This window comes from Allobosea sp. FW305-C-101 (assembly GCF_058783685.1).
Map to the genome: position 1 here is coordinate 44,380 of NZ_JBYSYT010000005.1, position 20,184 is coordinate 64,563.

The 20,184-nt window shown below is 67.1% G+C and carries 20 protein-coding genes; 10 read left to right on the top strand and 10 right to left on the bottom strand.

The window, feature by feature from the left end; all coding sequences use genetic code 11:
- Positions 1–160 precede the first annotated feature (160 nt).
- Entirely contained in the window at positions 161–2,179 is a 2,019-nt protein-coding gene (locus AC3WMA_RS20235; RefSeq protein ID WP_492287149.1) for a DEAD/DEAH box helicase, read from the top strand.
- A gap of 293 nt (positions 2,180–2,472) precedes the next feature.
- Here the strand turns inward: AC3WMA_RS20235 and AC3WMA_RS20240 are convergent, their stop codons facing one another.
- The gene (locus tag AC3WMA_RS20240; RefSeq protein WP_492287150.1) at positions 2,473–3,264 is read right to left on the bottom strand and encodes a DUF2189 domain-containing protein; all 792 of its coding nucleotides are present in this window, start codon (positions 3,262–3,264) and stop codon (positions 2,473–2,475) included.
- A gap of 357 nt (positions 3,265–3,621) precedes the next feature.
- Here AC3WMA_RS20240 and ligA point away from each other — a divergent pair, with 357 nt between their 5' ends.
- On the top strand, positions 3,622–5,790 hold the full coding sequence (gene ligA / locus AC3WMA_RS20245; RefSeq protein WP_492287151.1) for an NAD-dependent DNA ligase LigA: 2,169 nt from the start codon (positions 3,622–3,624) through the stop codon (positions 5,788–5,790).
- Between the two features lie 117 nt (positions 5,791–5,907).
- Here the strand turns inward: ligA and AC3WMA_RS20250 are convergent, their stop codons facing one another.
- A complete protein-coding gene (locus tag AC3WMA_RS20250) occupies positions 5,908–6,882 on the bottom strand; it encodes an AraC family transcriptional regulator (protein WP_492287152.1) in 975 nt (324 codons plus the stop codon).
- Between the two features lie 95 nt (positions 6,883–6,977).
- On the opposite strand from AC3WMA_RS20250, the gene AC3WMA_RS20255 reads away from it, so the two are divergent.
- The 4 genes from AC3WMA_RS20255 (at position 6,978) to AC3WMA_RS20270 (ending at position 10,221) form a co-directional block, all read left to right on the top strand.
- On the top strand, positions 6,978–8,222 hold the full coding sequence (locus tag AC3WMA_RS20255) for an MFS transporter (RefSeq protein ID WP_492287153.1): 1,245 nt from the start codon (positions 6,978–6,980) through the stop codon (positions 8,220–8,222).
- Positions 8,223–8,318: 96 nt separating this feature from the next.
- The gene (locus AC3WMA_RS20260; protein WP_492287154.1) at positions 8,319–9,182 is read left to right on the top strand and encodes an AraC family transcriptional regulator; all 864 of its coding nucleotides are present in this window, start codon (positions 8,319–8,321) and stop codon (positions 9,180–9,182) included.
- Between the two features lie 29 nt (positions 9,183–9,211).
- Positions 9,212–9,925, top strand: a complete 714-nt coding sequence (locus tag AC3WMA_RS20265; RefSeq protein WP_492287155.1) for an AzlC family ABC transporter permease — start codon at positions 9,212–9,214, stop codon at positions 9,923–9,925.
- Positions 9,922–10,221, top strand: coding sequence for an AzlD family protein (locus AC3WMA_RS20270; protein ID WP_492287156.1), 300 nt, complete (start codon positions 9,922–9,924; stop codon positions 10,219–10,221). Before AC3WMA_RS20265 ends, AC3WMA_RS20270 begins: the two co-directional genes overlap by 4 nt.
- A gap of 245 nt (positions 10,222–10,466) precedes the next feature.
- On the opposite strand, the gene AC3WMA_RS20275 is transcribed toward AC3WMA_RS20270, so the two are convergent.
- Entirely contained in the window at positions 10,467–12,302 is a 1,836-nt protein-coding gene (locus tag AC3WMA_RS20275) for an aminopeptidase P family protein (protein ID WP_492287157.1), read from the bottom strand.
- A 297-nt stretch (positions 12,303–12,599) separates the two neighbouring features.
- Between AC3WMA_RS20275 and AC3WMA_RS20280 the strand changes: the two genes are divergently transcribed.
- Both AC3WMA_RS20280 and AC3WMA_RS20285 read left to right on the top strand, forming a co-directional pair.
- Positions 12,600–12,842, top strand: coding sequence for a hypothetical protein (locus AC3WMA_RS20280; protein WP_492287158.1), 243 nt, complete (start codon positions 12,600–12,602; stop codon positions 12,840–12,842).
- A 56-nt stretch (positions 12,843–12,898) separates the two neighbouring features.
- A complete protein-coding gene (locus AC3WMA_RS20285) occupies positions 12,899–13,027 on the top strand; it encodes a hypothetical protein (RefSeq protein ID WP_377838859.1) in 129 nt (42 codons plus the stop codon).
- A 44-nt stretch (positions 13,028–13,071) separates the two neighbouring features.
- On the opposite strand, the gene AC3WMA_RS20290 is transcribed toward AC3WMA_RS20285, so the two are convergent.
- Positions 13,072–14,019, bottom strand: coding sequence for a 50S ribosomal protein L11 methyltransferase (locus AC3WMA_RS20290; protein ID WP_492287159.1), 948 nt, complete (start codon positions 14,017–14,019; stop codon positions 13,072–13,074).
- 121 nt (positions 14,020–14,140) lie between these two features.
- On the opposite strand from AC3WMA_RS20290, the gene AC3WMA_RS20295 reads away from it, so the two are divergent.
- Positions 14,141–14,533: a VOC family protein gene (locus tag AC3WMA_RS20295; protein WP_492287160.1), complete on the top strand. Its 393-nt coding sequence runs from the start codon at positions 14,141–14,143 to the stop codon at positions 14,531–14,533.
- Positions 14,534–14,545: 12 nt separating this feature from the next.
- On the opposite strand, the gene AC3WMA_RS20300 is transcribed toward AC3WMA_RS20295, so the two are convergent.
- Positions 14,546–15,301 (bottom strand): SDR family oxidoreductase, encoded by a 756-nt coding sequence (locus tag AC3WMA_RS20300; protein ID WP_492287161.1) that lies wholly within the window; start codon positions 15,299–15,301, stop codon positions 14,546–14,548.
- 102 nt (positions 15,302–15,403) lie between these two features.
- Between AC3WMA_RS20300 and AC3WMA_RS20305 the strand changes: the two genes are divergently transcribed.
- The gene (locus AC3WMA_RS20305; protein ID WP_492287162.1) at positions 15,404–15,820 is read left to right on the top strand and encodes a winged helix-turn-helix transcriptional regulator; all 417 of its coding nucleotides are present in this window, start codon (positions 15,404–15,406) and stop codon (positions 15,818–15,820) included.
- 17 nt (positions 15,821–15,837) lie between these two features.
- On the opposite strand, the gene AC3WMA_RS20310 is transcribed toward AC3WMA_RS20305, so the two are convergent.
- The 5 genes from AC3WMA_RS20310 to AC3WMA_RS20330 all read right to left on the bottom strand — a co-directional run bounded on the left by AC3WMA_RS20310 (position 15,838) and on the right by AC3WMA_RS20330 (position 20,174).
- Positions 15,838–16,608, bottom strand: a complete 771-nt coding sequence (locus tag AC3WMA_RS20310; protein ID WP_492287163.1) for an SDR family NAD(P)-dependent oxidoreductase — start codon at positions 16,606–16,608, stop codon at positions 15,838–15,840.
- Positions 16,609–16,651: 43 nt separating this feature from the next.
- Positions 16,652–17,074, bottom strand: coding sequence for a GNAT family N-acetyltransferase (locus AC3WMA_RS20315; protein ID WP_492287164.1), 423 nt, complete (start codon positions 17,072–17,074; stop codon positions 16,652–16,654).
- Between the two features lie 42 nt (positions 17,075–17,116).
- On the bottom strand, positions 17,117–17,404 hold the full coding sequence (locus tag AC3WMA_RS20320; protein ID WP_492287165.1) for a type II toxin-antitoxin system HicB family antitoxin: 288 nt from the start codon (positions 17,402–17,404) through the stop codon (positions 17,117–17,119).
- Position 17,405: 1 nt separating this feature from the next.
- Positions 17,406–17,600 (bottom strand): type II toxin-antitoxin system HicA family toxin, encoded by a 195-nt coding sequence (locus AC3WMA_RS20325; RefSeq protein ID WP_492287166.1) that lies wholly within the window; start codon positions 17,598–17,600, stop codon positions 17,406–17,408.
- Positions 17,601–17,795: 195 nt separating this feature from the next.
- Positions 17,796–20,174: an ATP-dependent helicase gene (locus tag AC3WMA_RS20330; protein WP_492287167.1), complete on the bottom strand. Its 2,379-nt coding sequence runs from the start codon at positions 20,172–20,174 to the stop codon at positions 17,796–17,798.
- Between the last annotated feature and the right edge of the window lie 10 nt (positions 20,175–20,184).

The window sequence follows — 20,184 nt, forward strand, 5'->3', positions numbered from 1 at the left end:
CTTCGGGATGACGGGGGGCGATCTAATTCTTTGTTTTGGCATCGGATTTGCCGAGAAGCGCATTCCGCCTTTCGGTCCGATGCTCTAGTGCCGCCTGAACCCATCGTCACGCTTTCGCGCCGTTCCTTCGTCGGCGCCGCAACCCTTAGGCCTTTATCGTATGTCCTTTTCTCTCACGAGCCCGCCGCTCGCGCGCGCGCTCGCCGATCGCAATTACTCCGACCCGACGCCGGTGCAGAGTGCCGTCATCGAAGATGCTGCCCGCGGGCGCGACCTGCTGGTCTCCTCGCAGACCGGCTCCGGCAAGACCATCGCCTACGGCCTCGCCATCGGCGAGACCTTGCTGGGCACGGCCGAGAAGCTCGGCCCCGCCGCCGAGCCTCTGGCCCTGATCATCGCGCCGACGCGCGAACTCGCCTTGCAGGTGCAGCGCGAGCTCGCCTGGCTCTATGCCCAGACCGGCGCGCGGGTGATCTCCTGCGTCGGCGGCATGGATCCGCGCCGCGAGGCGATGCTGCTCGACGAGGGCGCGCATATCGTGGTCGGCACGCCCGGCCGCCTGCGCGACCACATCGAGCGCCGCCGCCTCGACGTCTCCGCGCTGAAGGCCGTCGTGCTCGACGAGGCTGACGAGATGCTCGATCTCGGCTTCCGGGACGATCTCGAATACATCCTGAAGACGACACCGGCAGAGCGGCGCAGCCTGCTGTTCTCGGCGACCTTCCCGAAGGCGATCGTCCAGCTCGCCCAGAGCTACCAGCGCGATGCGCTGCGCATCGAGGTGGAAGCGACCCGGCGCGGCCATGCCGATATCGCCTACAAGGCCGTGCGCGTCTTCCCGAAGGAAGCCGAGCTCGCGGTCGTCAACCTGCTGCGCTTCCATAACGCGCCGGTGGCGCTGGTCTTCTGCAACACCCGCAACGCCGTGCGCCATCTCGAGGCGATCCTGCTGGAGCGCGGCTTCACTTCGGTCGCACTGTCCGGCGAACTTGGCCAGAACGAGCGCAACGCCGCGCTCCAGGCGCTGCGTGACGGCCGTGCACGGGTCTGCGTCGCAACCGATGTCGCGGCACGCGGCATCGATTTGCCGGGGCTCGACCTCGTCATCCATGCCGAGCTGCCGAACGATTCCGAGGTGATGCAGCATCGCTCTGGCCGCACGGGCCGCGCCGGCAACAAGGGCACGAGCGTTCTGCTGGTGCCGCAGTCGCGCCGCCGCAAGGCCGAGCGCCTGCTGATGGAAGGCAAGGTCGAGGCCGAGTGGATCGGCCCGCCGACGGATGAAGAGATCCGCGTTCTCGACCAGGAGCGCCTGCTCTCCGATCCGCTGCTGAATGGCGACGGCTCCGAGGACGATGCCGGCATGATCGACGCGCTGATGGCGGGCCGCGAGGCGCGCGACATCGCCGCCGCGCTGGTCCGGCTCTACCGTACCCGCCTGCCGGCGGCGGAAGAGGTCGGCGATCCCGGTTTCGGCCGCGACGAGCGCCGCCCGGTCCGCACGAACGAGGATTATGCCGCCAAGCGCCGCCCGTTCGGCCGTGACGAGGGTGAGGATGGCGAGCGCGCGCGCAAGCCGGCCGGCCCGCGCGGCGATACTGTCTGGTTCCGGCTCGATATCGGCCGCAAGCAGGGCGCCGATCCGCGCCAGCTCCTGCCGATGCTGTGCCGCCGTGGCCGGATCACGCGCGACGAGGTCGGCGCGATCCGCATCTTCGACCGCGAGACCAAGGTCGAGATCGATGCCGATGTGGCGGATCGCTTCTACGAGTCGGTGCGCATTCCGGATCGCGACAAGATCGTGATCGAGCCGACGACCGAGGCCGAGCGTCGCCCGGCCAAGGCCTTCGGGGACAAGGCCGAGCGTCCGGCCGCGCCGCGGAAGAGCTGGGGCGATGAGCCTGCTGCCGACGACAGGCCGCAGCGGCCGCGTTTCGAGCCCCGGGACGCGAATCAACGCGCGCCGCGGAGCGACGAGCGCAAGCCGTATCGCGCCGACAGCAGGCCTCCGCGCGACGACGCGCGCCCGCCGCGCCGTGACGATGGCAAGCCGGGTGGTGGCTTCAAGAAGCCGTATGAGGGGAAGGGCAAGCCTTTCGCCGGCAAGCCCGAGGGTGGGCGTCCGGGCGGTCCCAAGCCTTTCGGCAAGGGCAAGCCCCGCGGCGGCCCTCGCGGCTGAGCTTCAGCCTTTACACAAAAGCGCCGTCATCCCGGGGCAAGCCCGGGATGACGGCGCTAGTTCTTTGAAGATCGGTGCGCTTCGCGTCGCCGCCCGTTGGGTGAGCGCTTTCCACCACCCTCCTCAGCGCAGGCCGAGGAAGGAGAGGATGGCGAGCACGACCACGACGAGGCCGACGAGATAAATGATGTTGTTCATGAAAAACCCCCTGACGGAATGGAGCCTTCCGGCTCGATTTGGCAGGGGGTGAACCCGTTTTAGGCGCCAAAGGTTCCCCTTGGCGCTTGCGGACCTCAGCCCATGACCTTGCGGTAGAGATGCCAAGTGGCGTGGCCGAGCACCGGCATGACCACGATCAGGCCGACCAGCATCGGCAGGCAGCCGAGCACCAGAAGCCCGGTCACCATCAGGCCCCAATACATCATCACGCGCGGATTGGCTTCGACGGCAGCGATCGAGGTGCGGATCGCTGTGGGCGCATCGACATGCCGGTCGATGATCAGCGGGAAGGACACGACCGAGATCGAGAAGGCGAGGATCGCCAGGAGCAGGCCGATCGAATTGCCGATCACCATCATGATCCAGCCATCCGCGGTGGTGAAGACGGTGCGCAGGAAATCGGCGGTCGAGACATCGGCGGGCAGGCCGAGCAGGCCGCGATAGAGGAACCAGGCGCTGAAGAGCCAGGCGAGGAAAATCCCGGTCAACATCGCGCCGAGCAGGGCGATCTGCCCGATCGAGGGCGAGCGCAGCACTTCGAAGGCATGGACCCAGGATGAATCCATGCCCTTCTCGCGGCGGCGGCTGATCTCGTAGAGCCCGATCGCGGCGAAGGGGCCGAGCAGCGCGAAGCCCGACAACAGCGGGAAGAGCAGGGGGAAGATGTTGTAGCTCACGGTGAGCTGCGCCAGCAGAATGCCGACGACGGGATAGATCAGGGCGACGAAGACGAGGTGGCTCGGCTGCGCCTTGAAATCCTCCCAGCCGCGCAGCAGCGCCTCGGTCAGGTCCCGTGTCGTGATGGTCCTGATGCGCGGCTGCGAGAGCGAAACAATGTCATGAACTGTGCCGTCGAGATTGGCCATGGCGTGTCTCCCGGTTCCGGCCCGGTTCGCCATATGGCTGTCGACGTGAACCTTGGCGTCAACGGCCTGCGGCGTCGAGCTTCCAATTCCCAGCGCTGGAATTATACGCGCGAACGCCCGGTTTGTCGCAGGCTTTCGCGCGGATGTGAGCCGCTCGAGGATCATAGCCCTCATCCTGAGGAGCAGCCGAATGCTGCGTCTCGAAGGATGTTTCAGCTATCACCGGAGACTCCCGGAACATCCTTCCAGACGCCGCTTGCGCGGCTCCTCAGGATGAGGGTTGAGGGTGGGTTGGAGCGGCACGAGGTGTCGGTTCCTGCCCTTCCTCGTCACGATCATCTCGCCTAATGGTTTGCCATGAGCGACGCCGCAGATTCCACCTCCTCCGAAACGCCGATCGCGGAGCTGACGCCACGCAAGGCGAAAGCCGAGCACAAGCTGCTCGCGGCCGCAGTGCAGGCCGCCAACGACGCCTATTTCCAGGACGACCAGCCGATCATGGATGATGCCGCCTATGACGCGAAGCGTCGCCGGCTCGTCGCGCTGGAGGAGGCCTTTCCGGCGCTGAAGGAGGCCGAGGGCGTCAGCGGCAAGGTCGGCGCCAAGCCGTCGGGCAAGTTCGCCAAGATCCGCCATCGCGTGCCGATGCTCTCGCTCGACAATGCTTTCTCGGATGAAGCCGTCGCCGAGTTCGTTGGACGCGTCTACCGCTTCCTCGGCCGCAAGGAGGAAGACGGCATCGCCTTCACCGCCGAGCCCAAGATCGACGGGCTTTCGCTCTCACTGCGCTACGAGAAGGGCGAGCTGGTCGCGGCCGCGACGCGTGGCGATGGCGAGGAGGGCGAGGACGTTACCCTCAACGCCCGCACCATCTCGGAAATCCCCGGGACGCTTGCCGGGCCGGATGTGCCTGATATCGCCGAGGTGCGCGGCGAGGTCTATCTCGGCCATGCCGATTTTGCCGGGATCAACGAGCGCCAGCGCGAGAAGGCGCTGCCCGAATTCGCCAATCCGCGCAATGCGGCGGCAGGCTCGCTGCGGCAGCTCGATGTCAGCGTCACCGCCGCGCGGCCGCTGCGCTTCTTCGCCTATGCCTGGGGCGAGATGCCGGTGCTGCCTGCTCCGACGCAGTTCGGCGTTGTCGAAGCGTTCCGGCGATGGGGCTTCCGCACCAACCCGCTGATGAAGCGCTGCGAAAGCGTAGCGGAGCTGATCGCGCAGTATCGCCTGATCGAGAGCCAGCGCGCCACGCTCGGCTACGATATCGACGGCGTGGTCTACAAGGTCGACGAGCTAGCGCTGCAGGCGCGGCTCGGCTTCGTCTCGCGGGCGCCGCGCTGGGCGATCGCGCATAAATTCCCGGCCGAGCTGGCGACCACCGTGCTGGAGGCGATCGATATCCAGGTCGGCCGCACCGGTGCGCTCTCGCCGGTGGCGCGCCTGAAGCCGGTGACGGTCGGCGGCGTCGTCGTGACCAATGCGACGCTGCATAACGAGGACTACATTCGCGGCTTCGATTCCAAGGGCCTGCCGATCCGCGATGGCACCGATATCCGGATCGGCGACACGGTGACGGTGAAGCGAGCGGGCGATGTGATCCCGCGCGTCGAGGCGGTCGATCTCGCCAAGCGCCCGGCAGATTCGAAGCCCTACGAGTTCCCGACGCTCTGTCCGGCCTGCGGCAGCCATGCGACGCGCGAGCTCAACCCGCGCAGCGGCAAGGAAGACGCGATCCGTCGCTGCACGGGCGGCCTGATCTGCCCGGCGCAGGCGGTCGAGCGGCTCAAGCATTTCGTCTCGCGCGACGCGATGGATATCGACGGGCTCGGCGACAAGCAGATCGAGTTCTTCCACGGCGATCCCGAACTGCCCGTCAGGGAGCCCGCCGATATCTTCACGCTCGCCGCGCGCGACGCGGCCAATCCTCTGAAGAAGCTCAAGGCCAAGGAGGGCTTCGGCGCCCAGAGCGTCGCCAAGCTGTTCGATGCGATCGAGGACCGGCGCACGCCGCCGCTCAACCGCTTCATCTTCGGGCTCGGCATCCGCCATATCGGCGAGACGACGGCGCGCTTGCTGGCGCGGCATTACGGCTCCTTAGAGGCGCTGCGAGCGGCAGGCATCGCCGCGGCCGATGAGGCATCGCCCGAGCGACAGGAACTCGACGCCATCGACGGCGTCGGCCCAACCGTGGTCGAGGCGCTGATCGAATTCTTCGGCGAGCCGCATAACGAGGAGCTGCTCGACCGTCTGCTGGCGCAGGTCTCGCCGCAGCCTTTGGAGGCGGTGGCCTCGGCCAGCCCCGTGGCCGGCAAGATCGTGGTCTTTACCGGCGCGCTGGAGCGGATGACTCGCGACGAGGCCAAGGCGATGGCCGAGCGGCTCGGCGCCAAGGTCGCAGGCTCGGTGTCGTCGAAGACCGACCTGCTCGTCGCCGGACCGGGTGCGGGATCGAAGCTCAAGGATGCCGCCAAGCACGGGGTCGAGGTGATCGACGAGGCGGGGTGGTTTGAGCTGGTGGGCGGCTGAACAGGCTCGTCATTCTCGGGCGGAGCGAAGCGCAGACCCGAGAATCTCATGACCAGAGGGCGCCTTCTCGTCCTGAGATGGTCGGGTCAAGCCCGACCAAGACGCATGAGACGTTGCCTACTCCGCCGCCTCAACCGCCGGAGTGAACATCGCGGCGGGCGCCGCTTCACCCGCTATCCGTACCTGGCTCGGCGCAACCCCGGTTATCCGCTTGAAGGCACGGCTGAACGAGGCTTCCGACTCGTAACCGAGGCGCTGGGCCACCACCGCGATCCGCAACTTGTCGCGGGCGAGCCATTGCCGCGCCTGATGCATCCGCACCTGCGCGACATAGCGGGCGGGCGTCTCGCCGACGACCTCGGCAAAGCGCTCGGCGAAGCCGGAGCGTGAGGCACCCATCAGCTCGGCCAGGCTCTCGACCGTCCAGTCGGTCTCGGGATGGGCGTGGATCGCCGCCAGCACCTTGCCGATCGTCGGGCAGCGCGCGGCCGCGACCCAGCCCTTGGCGGCGCCGCAGCCGCGCTCGACCCAAGCGCGGATGATCGCGGCCGCCAGCACATCGGCGAGGCGGGCGAGGATGCCGCCGGCCCCGACGCGGTCCAGCATGACCTCGCGGCCCATCGCCTCCAGCAGATGAGGGAGCGCCGGCTCGTCAGCGATGAAATCGCTCATCCGCATCAGGTCGGGCATCAGACGCAGCAGCGGGTGGTCGAGATCGACATTGAAGGTCATGCGCCCGGTGAAGAGCAGCATATGCTCGCCCGTGCCGCCGCCCTCGACATCGAAGATATTGCCATAGGACTCGCGGACCCGGCACTCGCAGGGCGGGGAGGCGAGGGCCTTGGGCGAGCTTGCCAGGACATGGCCGCCGCCACGCGGCAGCAGCACGGCATCGCCATCCGCGAGCTCCAGCCATTCGCCGGCCGGCGTCTTCAGCCAGCAGCTGCCGCGCGAGATGAAATGGAAATAGGCCTGATGGGTCGGCGGATAGACGATGCCCCAGGGCGCGGCCAGTTGGCAGCGGCTGTAATCGACGCCGTCGAGCCGCAGGCCCCGCAGCATCTCGGTCAGGTGGTCGGCGGAAGCGGTCATGGCAATCCTGGACGAACAGTCATGAGATGCGGATGATATAGCATGGAAACTCCATGAGGCCACGCCCATCTTCCGGCAACCTCATGGAGAACCCCATGTCAGATTCCCTGTCTGCCACTGCAATCGAATTCGACGATACAGCCGAGGAGGCCCGCGACAAGCCGGCCTGGGCCGCCGTCACATCTCTGACCTTCGGCGTCTTCGGCCTTGTCACGGCCGAGTTCCTGCCGGCGAGCCTGCTGACCCCGATGGCGGCCGATGTCGGCGTCTCCGTCGGCGCCGCCGGACAGGCGGTGACCGCGACCGCCGTGGTCGGAGCTATCGCTGGTCTGGCCGCCGCCATCGTCACCCGCGGCATCGACCGGCGCATCGTGATCTGGTCGCTGACCGGCCTGCTGATCGTCTCCAGCATCATCGCGGCTGTCGCAACCAACCTGACGACGCTGCTCTTCGCCCGCGTCCTGCTCGGCATCGGGCTCGGCGCCTTCTGGTCGATGGTCGCGGCGACCGCGATGCGGCTCGTGCCGCCCAGCGCCTTGCCCAAGGCGATGTCGCTGATCTTCGCCGGCGTCTCCCTCGCCACCGTCAGCGCCGCGCCGATCGGTGCCTATCTCGGCAACGTGATGGGCTGGCGCTTCGTGTTCTGGCTCTCGGCGCTGGTCGGCGTCGCCACGCTCGTCGTCCAGATCGCGGTGCTGCCGCGTTTGCCGGCGCGCGGCTCGCCCGATATCCGCACGCTGTTCCGCCTGCTCGGCCAGCCCAGCATCGCGCTCGTGCTTGCCGGCATCGTCGTGGTGATCTCCGGGCATTTCGCAGGCTTCACCTATGTTCGCCCGTTCCTGGAGCAGATCCCCAAGCTCTCGGTCGAGGCGATCTCGCTCGTCCTGCTGGCCTATGGCGTCGGCGGCTTCTTCGGCAATTTCGCCGGTGGGGCGATCACGGCACGCAGCGCCAAGGCCTCGGTGATCTTCGGCGCCTTCCTGATCGCGCTGGTGGGCGTGAGCCTGCTCTTCGTCGGCGCGTCGCCGCTCGCCTCGGCCATCGCGGTCGGGCTCTGGGGCTTCGCCTTCGGCGCGCTCCCGGTGGGCTTCCAGACCTGGCTGGTGCGGGTCGCGCCGGAAGAGGAGGCCGAATCGGCCGGCGGGCTGATCGTTGCCGCCTTCCAGATCGCGATTGCGAGCGGTGCCATCTTCGGCGGCCTGCTGGTCGATGGCTTCGGGACGCTCGGCGTGATCGCCTATGCGACTGTCGCTACGCTGGTTGGCGGACTGGGCGTGCTGCTGCTGGGCTCCAAGAGCCCCGAACGGGTGGGAGCAGGCGCTGCCGCGCACGCCCTCTGAGGCCTCATGATCAGATGGCTGAACCGATCGGGCGCGTGATGCGCCCGATCACTTTTCTTCAAGACAGGTTGGCGGGCTTCTGCGCTATCTTTGGGCATGCAGTCGATCTCGCAGGAACAGGCCTTGCTGGAGACCCCGCTCAGGGCGGGGGAGAGCGCGCATCTGTTCGCCGCGCGCCGCTTCGACGGACTCGAATTCCTCGCCGCGACCTTCCGCACCCATGCCTATGCCCCGCATGCCCATGACACCTATGCGATCGGCACGATCGAGATGGGCTGCGAGATCTGGCATGCGCGCGGGCAGAAGCTCCGCGCCGGCCCCGGCGATATCGTGATGAACCACCCGCTCGACGTCCATGACGGAGCGCCAAGCGAGGGCGGCTATCGCTACCGGATGAGCTACCCCTCCGTCGAACTGATGCAGGAGATCGCGGCTTCGCTGACGGGAAATGAGGCTGTCGGCACGCCGTTCTTCCGCGATCCCGTGGTGCAGGACCTGGCTGGTGCCGCGCTGTTCAGCGCCGCGCATCGTCTGCTGGAAGAAGGCACCGACGCGCTGGCCGGAGAGGAAGCGCTGCTACGCGCCTATGCCCATATGCTGGCGCGCCATGCCGATCTGACCGTGCAGGCGGTCGGGCGCGAGGATGGGCCGGTCGCGCGCACGCGCAGGGCGATCGAGGCACGCTACGAGGAAGACCTGTCGCTGGCCGATCTTGCCGCGCTTGCCGGTTTGCCCCGGCATCATCTGATCCGGGCGTTCCGGCGCGAGACCGGGCTGACGCCCCATGCCTATCTCATCGATATCCGCGTCCGGCGGGCGCGCGAGCGATTGCGGCGCGGCGAGAGCCTGGGCGATGTGGCCGCGGCGACGGGTTTCTGCGACCAGCCGCATCTAACGCGGGCCTTCAAGGCGCGGCTTGGGGTGACGCCCGGCGCCTTTCGCGCGGCGCATGCCGGCTGAACAATAAGCTTCAAGAGAACCAAGATTCCATGTCTACGATGCGTGACGACATCAAGCGCGGCCTGAACGATATCTGGCCGGCTGCCGTGGCCGCGGCACCGATCGGTTTGCTTTTTGGGGCGGTCGCCGCCAGCAAGGGGCTCTCGCCCTTCGAAGTCTTCCTGATGAGCATCATGGTCTTCGCCGGCGGGGCGCAGTTCGCCGCGATCGAGCTCTGGGCGAGCCCGGCGCCGGTCGCCGCGCTGGTGTTCTCGACGCTGCTGATCAACGCGCGCCATGTGCTGATGGGTGCTTCGCTGGCGCCCAAGCTCCAGGGCTTCAGCCGCTGGCAGAAATTCCTCGGCCTCTACTACATGGCCGACGAGAACTGGGCCCTGGCCGAGAAGCGCGCCCGCACGCATCGCCTGACGCCGGCCTACTGGTTCGCGATGGTCATTCCCTTCGTTTCGGGCTGGCTGATCAACTCGACGCTCGGCGCGATGATCGGCGCAGTGCTCGGCGATCCCAAGCGGCTCGGTGCCGATTTCGCCTTCACGGCGCTGTTCATCGCGCTCGTCGCCGCCTTCTGGAAGGGCCGGGTGACGTTCTGGACGGTCGCGGCAGCCGGCATCGCCTCGGCCGTGACCTATCGGCTCGTCGGGCCGCCCTGGCATGTCGCGGCGGGAGCGCTCTGCGGATTGCTGGCGGCATGGCTTGCCGCCGGTGGCGAAGAGCAGCCGGTCACCGAGGAGGCCAAGGCGTGAGCGTCGATCCGATCAATCTCCTCGCCTTCCTCGGTATGGCGATCGTGACCTATTTCACGCGCGTTGCCGGGCTGGCTCTCGCTGGCCGTCTCAGCCTCTCGCCACGGGCGCAGGCCGCCTTCGACGCGATTCCGCCAGCCGTATTGATCGCGGTGATCGCGCCGAGCGCGCTCGCGACCGGCTGGGCGGAGACCGCCGCCGCGGCGGTGACGGCGCTTGCGGCGACGCGATTGCCCTTGCTGGGTGTGGTCGCGGTCGGGGTTATCGCGGTGGTCGGGTTCAGGATGGTGATGTGAGCATCGCCCTTCTCCCCTTGTGGGAGAAGGTGCCGGCAGGCGGATGAGGGGTCGCGCGACCTCTGCCGTCATTGCGAGGAGCAAAGCGACGAAGCCATCCAGGGGCGGGAGAGCTCTACGTCCTCCTGGATTGCTTCGCTACGCTCGCAATGACGGCAGAGGTCGCGCGACCCCTCATCCGTCTCGGCTTCGCCGAGCCACCTTCTCCCGCAAGGGGAGAAGGGAAGGCGGCCCCACGATGCCGATCACAACGGCCGACAAGCCGCTTCCAGCCACGCCTTCGCCTCGCCCTCGACCTGAGGCGAGAGCTTGTCCCAGACCTTGGCGTGATAGGCGTCGATCCAGGCGATTTCGCCGGCATCGAGCATGTCCTTCTCGATCAGGGCGCGCTCATAGGGGCACCAGGTGATCGTCTCGAAGCCGTAGATCGTCCGGTCGGCGCCCGGAATGTCCCGCTCCTCGACGACGATCAGGTTCTCGATGCGGATGCCGTATTCGCCCTGCTTGTAGTAGCCGGGCTCGTTGGAGAGGATCATGCCCGGCTCCAGCGGCGTGGTGCCAAGCTTGGAGAGGCGCTGCGGTCCTTCATGCACCGAGAGATAGCTGCCGACGCCATGGCCGGTGCCGTGATCGAAATCGAAGCCGCCCTGCCAGAGCGGCAGGCGGGCGAAGGCATCGAGCTGGGCACCCGAGGTGCCCTTGACGAAGACCAGCCGCGAGATCGCGAGATGGCCCTTGAGCACGCGGGTATAGCGGTCGCGCATCTCGGCCGTCGGTGTGCCGACGACCATGGTGCGGGTGATGTCGGTGGTGCCGTCCTCGTACTGGCCGCCTGAATCGACCAGGAAGATGCCGGGCTCCAGCTTGCGGTTGGTGGCTTCGCTGACGCGGTAATGCGGCAGCGCCGCATTGGGGCCGGCGCCGGCGATGGTGGTGAAGGAGACGTCCTTGAGCAGGCCGGTCTTGAGCCGCTCGGCCTCGAGTGCGGCCACCGCGTCGATCTCGGTCAGACCGCCCTTCGGCGCCTCGCGCGCCAGCCAGGACAGGTAGCGCACCATGACGGCGCCGTCGCGCAGATGGGCGTTGCGCGCGCCATCCAGCTCGGCCGCATTCTTGCGCGCCTTCATCAGCGCAATCGGGTCGGTGCCAGCATCGGGCGTGCCGCCGGCCTCGCGGATCAGGGTCGCGAGCGCGGAGGCCGCGGTCGTGGCATCGAGCCTGACCTTGGCCTTGGCTGCGCCGAGCTTCGCGATCTGCTTGTCGAGCTCGGCCGGTGGAGCGATCTCGCCGACCGCGCCGATCGCGTCGCCCGCCTCGTTGGTGATCTTCTCCGGTGCGAGGAAGACGGTCGGCCGGCCCTCGCGCGGGACGATCGAATAGCCGAGTGGTAGAGGCGTGTGCTCGACATCGCCGCCGCGGATGTTGAAGATCCAGGCGAGCGCATGCGGATCGGAGACGACGAGCGCGTCGACCTTGGCCTCTGTCAGCGCCTTCTGGATCCGCGCGAGCTTCGAGACGCTGTCCTCGCCGGCGAAGGCGGCCGGGTGTGCCTTGACCGGCGCCGTCGGCGGCGCCGGGCGGTCGCTCCAGAGCGCGTCGATCGGGTTGGCCTTGACGGCAATGAGGCTGCCGCCGGCCGCGGCCGCAGCCTTTTCGAGGCGGGCGAGACCATCGACCGTATGCAGCCAGGGATCGTAGCCGAGCTTGCCGCCAACCGGCAGGTTCTGCTCGACCCAGCGTTCCAGCGGCGTCTCTTCCATGCGCACGGGCGTCACGACCGTGGTGTCGGTCTGCTCGGCCGACTGGATGGTATAGCGGCCGTCGACGATCAGCGCGGCCTTGTCGGCCAGCACCACGGCGTTGCCGGCCGAGCCGGTGAAGCCGGTCAGCCAAGCGAGCCGGGCCATATGGGCCGGGACGTACTCGCCCTGATGCTCGTCGGCGCGGGGGATGACGAAGCCGTCGAGCCCTTGCGCGGCGAGCGCCTTGCGCAGGGCGGCGACGCGGCCGGCAACTAGCTTGGGGTCGCTCGGCTCGGAGAAGGACTGGAAACGGCAGGTCGGCAGGGTCGAATCGGTCATGGCAGGGTCCGGCTTAGGTCGGGCCATCGTCGCCTCGCGTCCGCGAAAGCGCCAGCGCAAATGCGTCGGCGGGGCGCTGCCCGTTCCGTGGGACGGCGCTGCCTGCCGAGATCGCATTGTGCTGTCTGGTTATGCAATCTACGCAAACATTAACGGATATGGACGGATTGCATGCGTTTTTTGCATATCTTGCATATGCGAACATATCTTCTCGCAAGTGCGAAATGACCCCACCTTAGTCGCATAAGAGAACGAGGAAGCGACCGGGACTGTCCTTCGTTTTTCGGAGATAGACCCATGACCTATGTGTTGGATAATGCCGACCTGCTGCCCGTACCGGGCCGGACCCATGGCGAAACCCGCGCCAGCAAGCCAGGCCTGATGCAGCGCTTCTATGCCGCGCTCGTCGTGAGCCGTGCGCGTTCCGCAGCCCGCGAACTGCGCGCCCGCAACCTCCTCGTCAACGAGGCAGAGCTCGTGTTGGGCGGCTTCCCGTCCGCGACGCTGTCGAGCGACGTCTCGCTGCCTTTCAACCGCTGAATTCACGCCGCCGCGGCCTGGAACCGCGCAGCTGACAACTCTTGAGGACCATCATCATGATCGCCATCATCAAGCACATCTTCGAACAGATCGCTGACGCCGCGAAGTTCACCGCGGCGGTCTGGCACGATGCCCGCAGCCTGCAGGCCGATGCCGAGAAGAAGTACGGCTATATCGGCTTCTGAGCCGACCGAGTAACGATCTCGCGCTTCCCCGGAAGCGCCGGAGGTCAGGCAAGGCGGCGCGGCCTCGGGGCTGCGCCGCCTTTTTTCATGACCAGCGTCGCCCAGCCTTCGCGCAGCGAATGGCTCGCGAGATAGACGCCCTGGTGCCGGTAGGCCGAGACCACACCGGCGACATCCATCGCGAGCAGGCCGGACAGGATCAGCGTGCCGTTCGACGAGAGCACGCGGGCGATCGACGGCGCGAGCCGCTTCAGCGGGCCGGCCAGGATATTGGCGAAGACGAAGTCGAAATGGCCGGGACGCCAGGCCTTGGCATGGCGCAGGCCGGGCGCGACATAGAGATCGAGTGCGTGCGGCGCATGGTTGAGCCGGGCGTTATGGGCGGAGACCTCGACCGCAACCGCGTCGATATCGCCGGCGACGACCTTGCGCTTGATCTGCTTGGCGAGCGCCAGCCCCAAAATGCCGGTGCCGGTGCCGATATCGATGCCATGGCGGGGCCGGCGCTTCTTTAGCTCGGCGTCGAGCGCCAGCAGGCAGCCGGCGGTCGTCCCGTGATGGCCGGTGCCGAAGGCGAGCGCAGCCTCGATCTCGATGGCGACATCGTTGGTGCGGACCACGTGCCGGTCATGCGCGCCATGAACGAGGACGCGGCCGGCGCGGACGGGCTTCAGCCCGTCCAGGCTGTTGGCGACCCAATCCTTGGTGTTCACCGTGGTGAAGGGCGTGTTGTCGACGAGTTCGCCGACGATGGGGCGCAGCAGGTCGCGCACCGCTTCCTCGTCGGGCGGGTTGGCGAAATAGATCTCGACCTTCCACGGGATGTTCATCGAGAGCGTGGTGATCCCGTCCGCGACCTCGAAGGCGGAGATCGCCGTCTCGGTGGGATCGAAGATCTCGCCCAGCAATTCGGTGAGGGCCCGGGCCTGTTCGCCCGAGGTGGAGAGTTCGAGGACGGTCGCGACCGTCGCTGGCAGGAGGCCTTCACGCATGCGCTGGCCTTAGCAGCGTGCGGCGGGGTTGTCATGCGATCGCTGCGCTTCCGGGCGGTGCGCCTTGCGGTAGGCTGCGAGGCATTCCCAAGCTGCCAAAGCTGGAAGGAGGAGGCCCCGCATGTTCTCCCATGTCAGTGTCGGAACGAACGCCTTCGAGCGAGCAGAGGCGTTCTATGGCGCGCTCTGCGGCGCATTGGGGCTGAGGCTGCGCTTCCGTGACCCGGAAGCCGCCGCTGCCGCCTGGCAGCCGGCGGATTCCGACCGGCCCCTGCTGTTCCTGACCCGCCCTTTCGATGGGCAGGCCGCTGCGCCTGGGAACGGCCAGATGGTGGCCTTCCTGGCCGAAAGCCGTGCGACCGTCGACAGCTGTCACGCGATCGCGCTGGCCCATGGTGGGAGCTGCGAAGGGCCGCCTGGCCTGCGGCCGCATTATCACGCGCATTATTACGGGGCCTATTTCCGCGATCCCGATGGCAACAAGGTCTGCGTCTGCTGCCATCGGGCGGAGTAGCGCTCTCCTTGGTCAGCCGTGCTGTGCGTTAAGCCCGGCAAAAACCTGCGCAAAGCTGCCGGTCGCCTCGGCGAAGCGCAGCGGCTTGCAGCGCTCGACGATGATCTCGGCAGCCTCGGGCTGGGTTTCGAGGATCGTCATCACCTCGTTGGTGAAATCGGCGAGCGGCATCGCGGCCGGATCGACCGCCTGATGCGGGCCGAGCAGTTCGGTCTGCACATAGGGCGGGGCGATCTCGATGACCTCGACGGACGTGTTCCTGAGCTGCTCCCGCAGGCCGATCGACCAGGAATGGATCGCGGCCTTGGTCGCGCTATAGGTCGGGGTCGCCGCCAGCGGCACGAAGGCGAGGCCTGAGGAGACGGTCAGGACCGTGGCGCGCGGCTGCTGCAGGAGATGCGGCAGCAGCGCGGTGGTCAGGCGGATCGGGCCGAGCAGGTTGGTCGCGATCGTCTCCTCGGCGATGGCGAGATTGTCGGCGGCGGGCAGGTTCTCCGGCTTCATGATGCCGGCGTTGTTGATGACGGCATTCAGGCTCGGGAAGCGCGCGACGGCCTGCCGGGCGAAGGCGGCGATATCGGCCTCGTCCTGGATGTCGAGCAGCATCGATTCCATGCCGGGATTGTTGGCGGTGACCGCGTCGAGCACGGCTTCGCGGCGCCCGGCGATGATCACCTTGTTGCCCTTGGCGTGCAGCGCCTCGGCGAGCGCCCGGCCGATGCCCGAGCCGCCGCCGGTGATGAGGATGGTGTTTCCGGATATCTTCATGGCAAGGCCCTCTCGTGGTTGCACAAGACGAGATGGCGCCCATACTCTTCAATGGAAAGAAGGCGCTCAGAAGTGCCATACGCACCAAAAGGAGAGTGTCGAATGCAGGCGATCCGAACCGCCATGGCGGCGATGCATCAGCGCAGCGAGGCGATCCCGCCGGTCAGCCCGGCGGTGGAGTCGCTGGTGCGGCAGGTCATCGCGCAGATCGCGGACAAATGGACGATGCTGGTGCTGGAGGCGCTGGAGGAGCATGGCACGCTGCGCTTCACCGAGGTCGGCCGGATCGTCGGCGGCATCAGCCAGAAGATGTTGACCAAGACGCTGCGCGAGATGGAGCGCGACGGGCTGGTTACCCGCACCGTCCATCCGGTGATCCCGCCGCATGTCGATTACACGCTGACCGAACTGGGGCGCGAACTCAGCGCCGCCTTCTGCGGGGTCTGGACCTGGGCCGAGACCTATTACGGCGAGGTTTCGGCGGCGCGGAAGGCCTTTCGCGAGCGGGAAGAGCGGTAGCGGCTCGACGGTTGCGCTCAGCCACGGGGCGTCTGCGGAAACTGCCCGCCGTCATCGGCATCGAGAGTGATCGCCAAGGTCAGATGGCGCGGCCGCGTCAAGGCGAAGATGACCGCTTCGACGACATCGCGATTGCTGCCGCGGCTGCCCTTGGTGCGCTGTGCGCTCGCCTGCCACTCGGCGTCGCCCGGCAGCATGTCGTCGAGATAAGGCGGATGCACCGTGATCGAGCGGATCGGCGATCCCGCGAGCATCTGGCGAAAGCCGTCGGCGAGCGCAGCTTGCGCGTGCTTGGCGGCGTAGAAGGGAACGGAGACGCTCTGCAGCGCCGCATTGGGCAGACCGCTGATCGAACCGATGGTGACGATGTCTGGACAGCTCGAACGCCGCAGCGCCGGCAGCAGCGCCTGTGTCAGCAGGAAGGTGCCGGAAACCGCAGCGTTGACGACGCCGAGTACTTCCTCGGCGGAATAGGCTGTCTCGCGCCCCTCCAGCCACATCGCGCCATTGTTGATGAGGATGTCGATATCCTCGCTGTCGGCGAGCTTTCGGCCGGCAGCTTCGACGTTGGCGGCATCGGCGAGATCGAGCGCGACGCGGTGAGGCTCGCTACCTGTTCGTTCGCGAATGGCTGTCGCAGTATCCGACAGCCCGGCCTGATTGCGGCCGCAGAGCACAACGCTGCTTCCGGCCTCGGCCAGCGCAATGGCAAGTGCCGCGCCCAGCCCGCGTCCGGCGCCGGTGATCACGGCCCGCCGACCTGCGAGACTCCCTGCCTGCATCGTCATGTCACCTTTTTGACCCCACGCCGGTTGGACGGCGCCTGAGCGCTCAGAGGTCTTTGGTCAGGTAGATCCGGGTCGCGCCGGGCGGCTTCGGCGCGATCTCGCCGAAAACCTGCCAGCCGAGCTTCTTGTAGAACTCGGGCGCCTGGAAGCTGATGGTGAAGAGCACGGCCTTGCTGCAGCCGCGCCGGCGCCCTTCCTCCTCGGCCATGGCGAGGATGCGGCTGCCGATGCCGGTGCCGCGCAGGCTCTTCGGCAGGTAGACGGTGTCGATGAAGAGCAGGCCGAGCGAGGTGCGGCCCGCGAGGCCGCCGATCGGCTGGCCCGTCTCGGGATCGCTGATGCGGATCTGCAATTCCTGGCGATCGTGCCGGCCGATCGCGGCGTCGTTATAGTCTTTCAGGCCTTCGCCGAGCAGCTTGCGGAAAGCGTCGTCTTCGGCGTCGGTGAGGGTGATCTCGGGAGGCATGGTCGGTCGTATTGCTGGAGCGGCGGCAAGAATGAGCCGCTTCTACTCCGCCGCCGGCTGTAACGATAGGCCGGGCGCGGGGATCAGGGCGATGGCATGTGCGGCCATGTCCGCTGAGGTCTCGGGATCGCTGCGCAGTTCGCTGGGCGTGCGGGCGTGTGGTGCCGTGCCGCCTTGGGCTTCGATCCAGAGCGCAACCGCCTCGGGAGCGTTGAGCAAGGCTTCGTCCAGCGTATCGCCGGCCGCAAAGCAGCCGGGCAGATCGGGAAACCAGACGCCGACGGCATGGTCGGGGCCTGCATCCTCGATGATGGCGACGTAATAGGTCATGTCAGTCGCGCGGCCAGCCTGCCTGCTTGTAGATCTTCAATACGAGGCCGGGTCCGAAACTCTTCTTCGGATGCGGCACCACGATAGTGTCACGGACGCCGGGCTTTTTGAAGACATGGTGCGAGCCGGTGATGCGCACGCATTCCCAGCCCTCGCGTTCGAGGCGGCGAATGATGTCGGCGCTGTTGTTGAGCATGGTTCCGCTCGCCTATTCTGTGCGTCGAAATCATGCCGAAACTTGCTTGCGAACTCCATATGATAGTTTTCATCAGAAATGATGCAAGTTGTCAGATGTGAGTGTGAAATGTCTCATATCTGAGCCGCGCTTCATCATATTTGATGTGAACTTTCACATGGATCGAGATTCATACTCATATCTGAGCTAGCTGGGTTACCCCGCCTTCTGCACGAAACTATCCAGCACCATCTTCCGTCCAGCCTTGTCGAAATCCACCGTCAGTTTGTTGCCGTCGACGCTGGCGACCGATCCGGGGCCGAACTTGACGTGGAAGACGCGGGCGCCCTCGCCATAGGCGGATTCGCCCGAGGATTTCGCCGTCAGCTCGCCCTCGATCAGCAGCGGACCGCGCTGGCGCGAGCTGCTTCCGAAACCGCCTTGGCCGAAACCGCGGCCGCTTTCGGAGAAGCCGCTGCCGCCGCCGTTCTTCGCCCGGTTCTCCTGCGCGCGCTGCCAGCCCGGCGTGTTGTAGGTCGAGCCGAAGCTTTCCATCCGGTCGAAGCGCGAGGCGCCGTAGCCACCCTGCGAATAGCTGGTCGGGGCCTGCTCGACCTCGACATGTTCCTCCGGCAGTTCGTCGATGAAGCGGGAGGGCAGACTGGTCTGCCAAAGGCCGTGGATGCGCCGGTTCGAGGCGAAATAGAGCTTGAGCTTCTTGCGGGCTCGGGTGAGGCCGACATGGGCGAGGCGGCGCTCCTCCTCCAGCCCGGCGCGGCCGCTCTCGTCGAGCGCGCGCTGGTTGGGGAACAGGCCTTCCTCCCAGCCGGGCAGGAAGACCGTGTCGAATTCCAGACCCTTGGCGGCGTGCAGCGTCATGATCGAGACCCGCGCCTCGGCTTCGCCGTCTCCGACATCCATAACCAGCGAGACGTGTTCGAGGAAGGCCGGCAGGTCGGGGAACTCGTCGAGCGAGCGGACGAGTTCCTTGAGGTTTTCCAGGCGTCCGGCGGCATCGGCCGAGCGGTCCTTCTTCCACATCTCGGTATAGCCGGATTCTTCCAGCACCAGCTCGGCGAGCTCGCCCTGCGGCATATGCTCGGCGCGGGCGGACCAGCGGCCGAAGGCATCGACCAGCTCGCGCAGGGACGTGCGGGCCTTGGGCTTCAACTCGTCGCTCTCGACGGCGGCGCGGGCCGATTGCATCAGCGAGAAGCCGGTGGCGCGGGCATGGTTGTGCAGGAGCTGGACCGTCGCATCGCCCAGGCCACGCTTGGGCACGTTGACGATGCGCTCGAAGGCGAGATCGTCGGTCGGCGACACCACGCAGCGCAGATAGGCCAGCGCATCGCGGATTTCGGCGCGCTCATAGAAGCGCGGGCCGCCGATGACGCGATAGGGCACGCCCGCCTGGACGAAGCGCTCCTCGATCTCGCGCATCTGGGCGGAGATGCGCACGAGCACCGCGACCTCGGCGAGGTTATGCTTTTTCGACTGCATCGCCTCGATCTCGTCGGAGATCAGGCGGGCCTCCTCCTGGCTGTCCCAGGCGCCGGTGATGGTGACCTTCTCGCCAAGCGCATCCTCGGTGCGCAGCGTCTTGCCGAGGCGGCCCTCGTTGCGGGCGATGAGCTTGGAGGCGGTGGCGAGGATATGGCCGGTCGAGCGGTAGTTGCGCTCCAGCCGGATCACGGTCGCGCCCGGAAAATCGTGCTCGAAGCGCAGGATGTTGTCGACCTCGGCGCCGCGCCAGCCATAGATCGACTGGTCGTCGTCGCCGACGCAGCAGATGTTGCGGCGGCCCTGGGCCAGCAGGCGCAGCCAGAGATACTGCGCTGTGTTGGTGTCCTGGTACTCGTCGACGAGGATGTACCGGAAGCGGTCGTGATAGGTCTGGAGCACGTCCGGATAGTCGCGGAACAGCGTCAGGCAATGCAGCAGCAGGTCGCCGAAATCGACGGCGTTCAGCGCGGTCAAACGCTCCTGATAGGCAGCGTAGAGCTTGCCGCCCTTGCCATTGGCGAAGACGGTCGCCTCGCCGGCGGGAACGTCCTTGGGCGCGAGGCCACGGTTCTTCCAGCTGTCGATGAAGCCCGCCAGCATGCGGCCGGGCCAGCGCTTCTCGTCGATGCCTTCCGCCTGGATGACCTGCTTCATCAGGCGGATCTGATCGTCGGTGTCGAGGATGGTGAAATCGCTGCGCAGGTCGAGCAATTCGGCATGGCGGCGCAGGAGCTTGGCCGAAATCGAGTGGAAGGTGCCGAGCCAGGGCATGCCCTCGGCGACCGGGCCCACGAGATGGGCGACGCGCTCCTTCATCTCGCGCGCCGCCTTGTTGGTGAAGGTCACGGCGAGGATTTGGGACGGGTAGGCGCGGCTGGTCGAGATCAGGTGGCCGATGCGGGTGGTGAGTACGCGGGTCTTGCCGGTGCCGGCGCCGGCGAGCACCAGAACCGGGCCGTCCGTCGCCTCGACCGCCTGGCGCTGCTCCGGGTTCAGACCCGCGAGATAGCCGGCCGCCGGCTGCGCGGCAGCGCGCGCGGCGAGGCCGCCGGGGCGGGGCGGGGGAGCGGAAAAGGGGTCTGCGTCGGACAAGGGTGTGCGC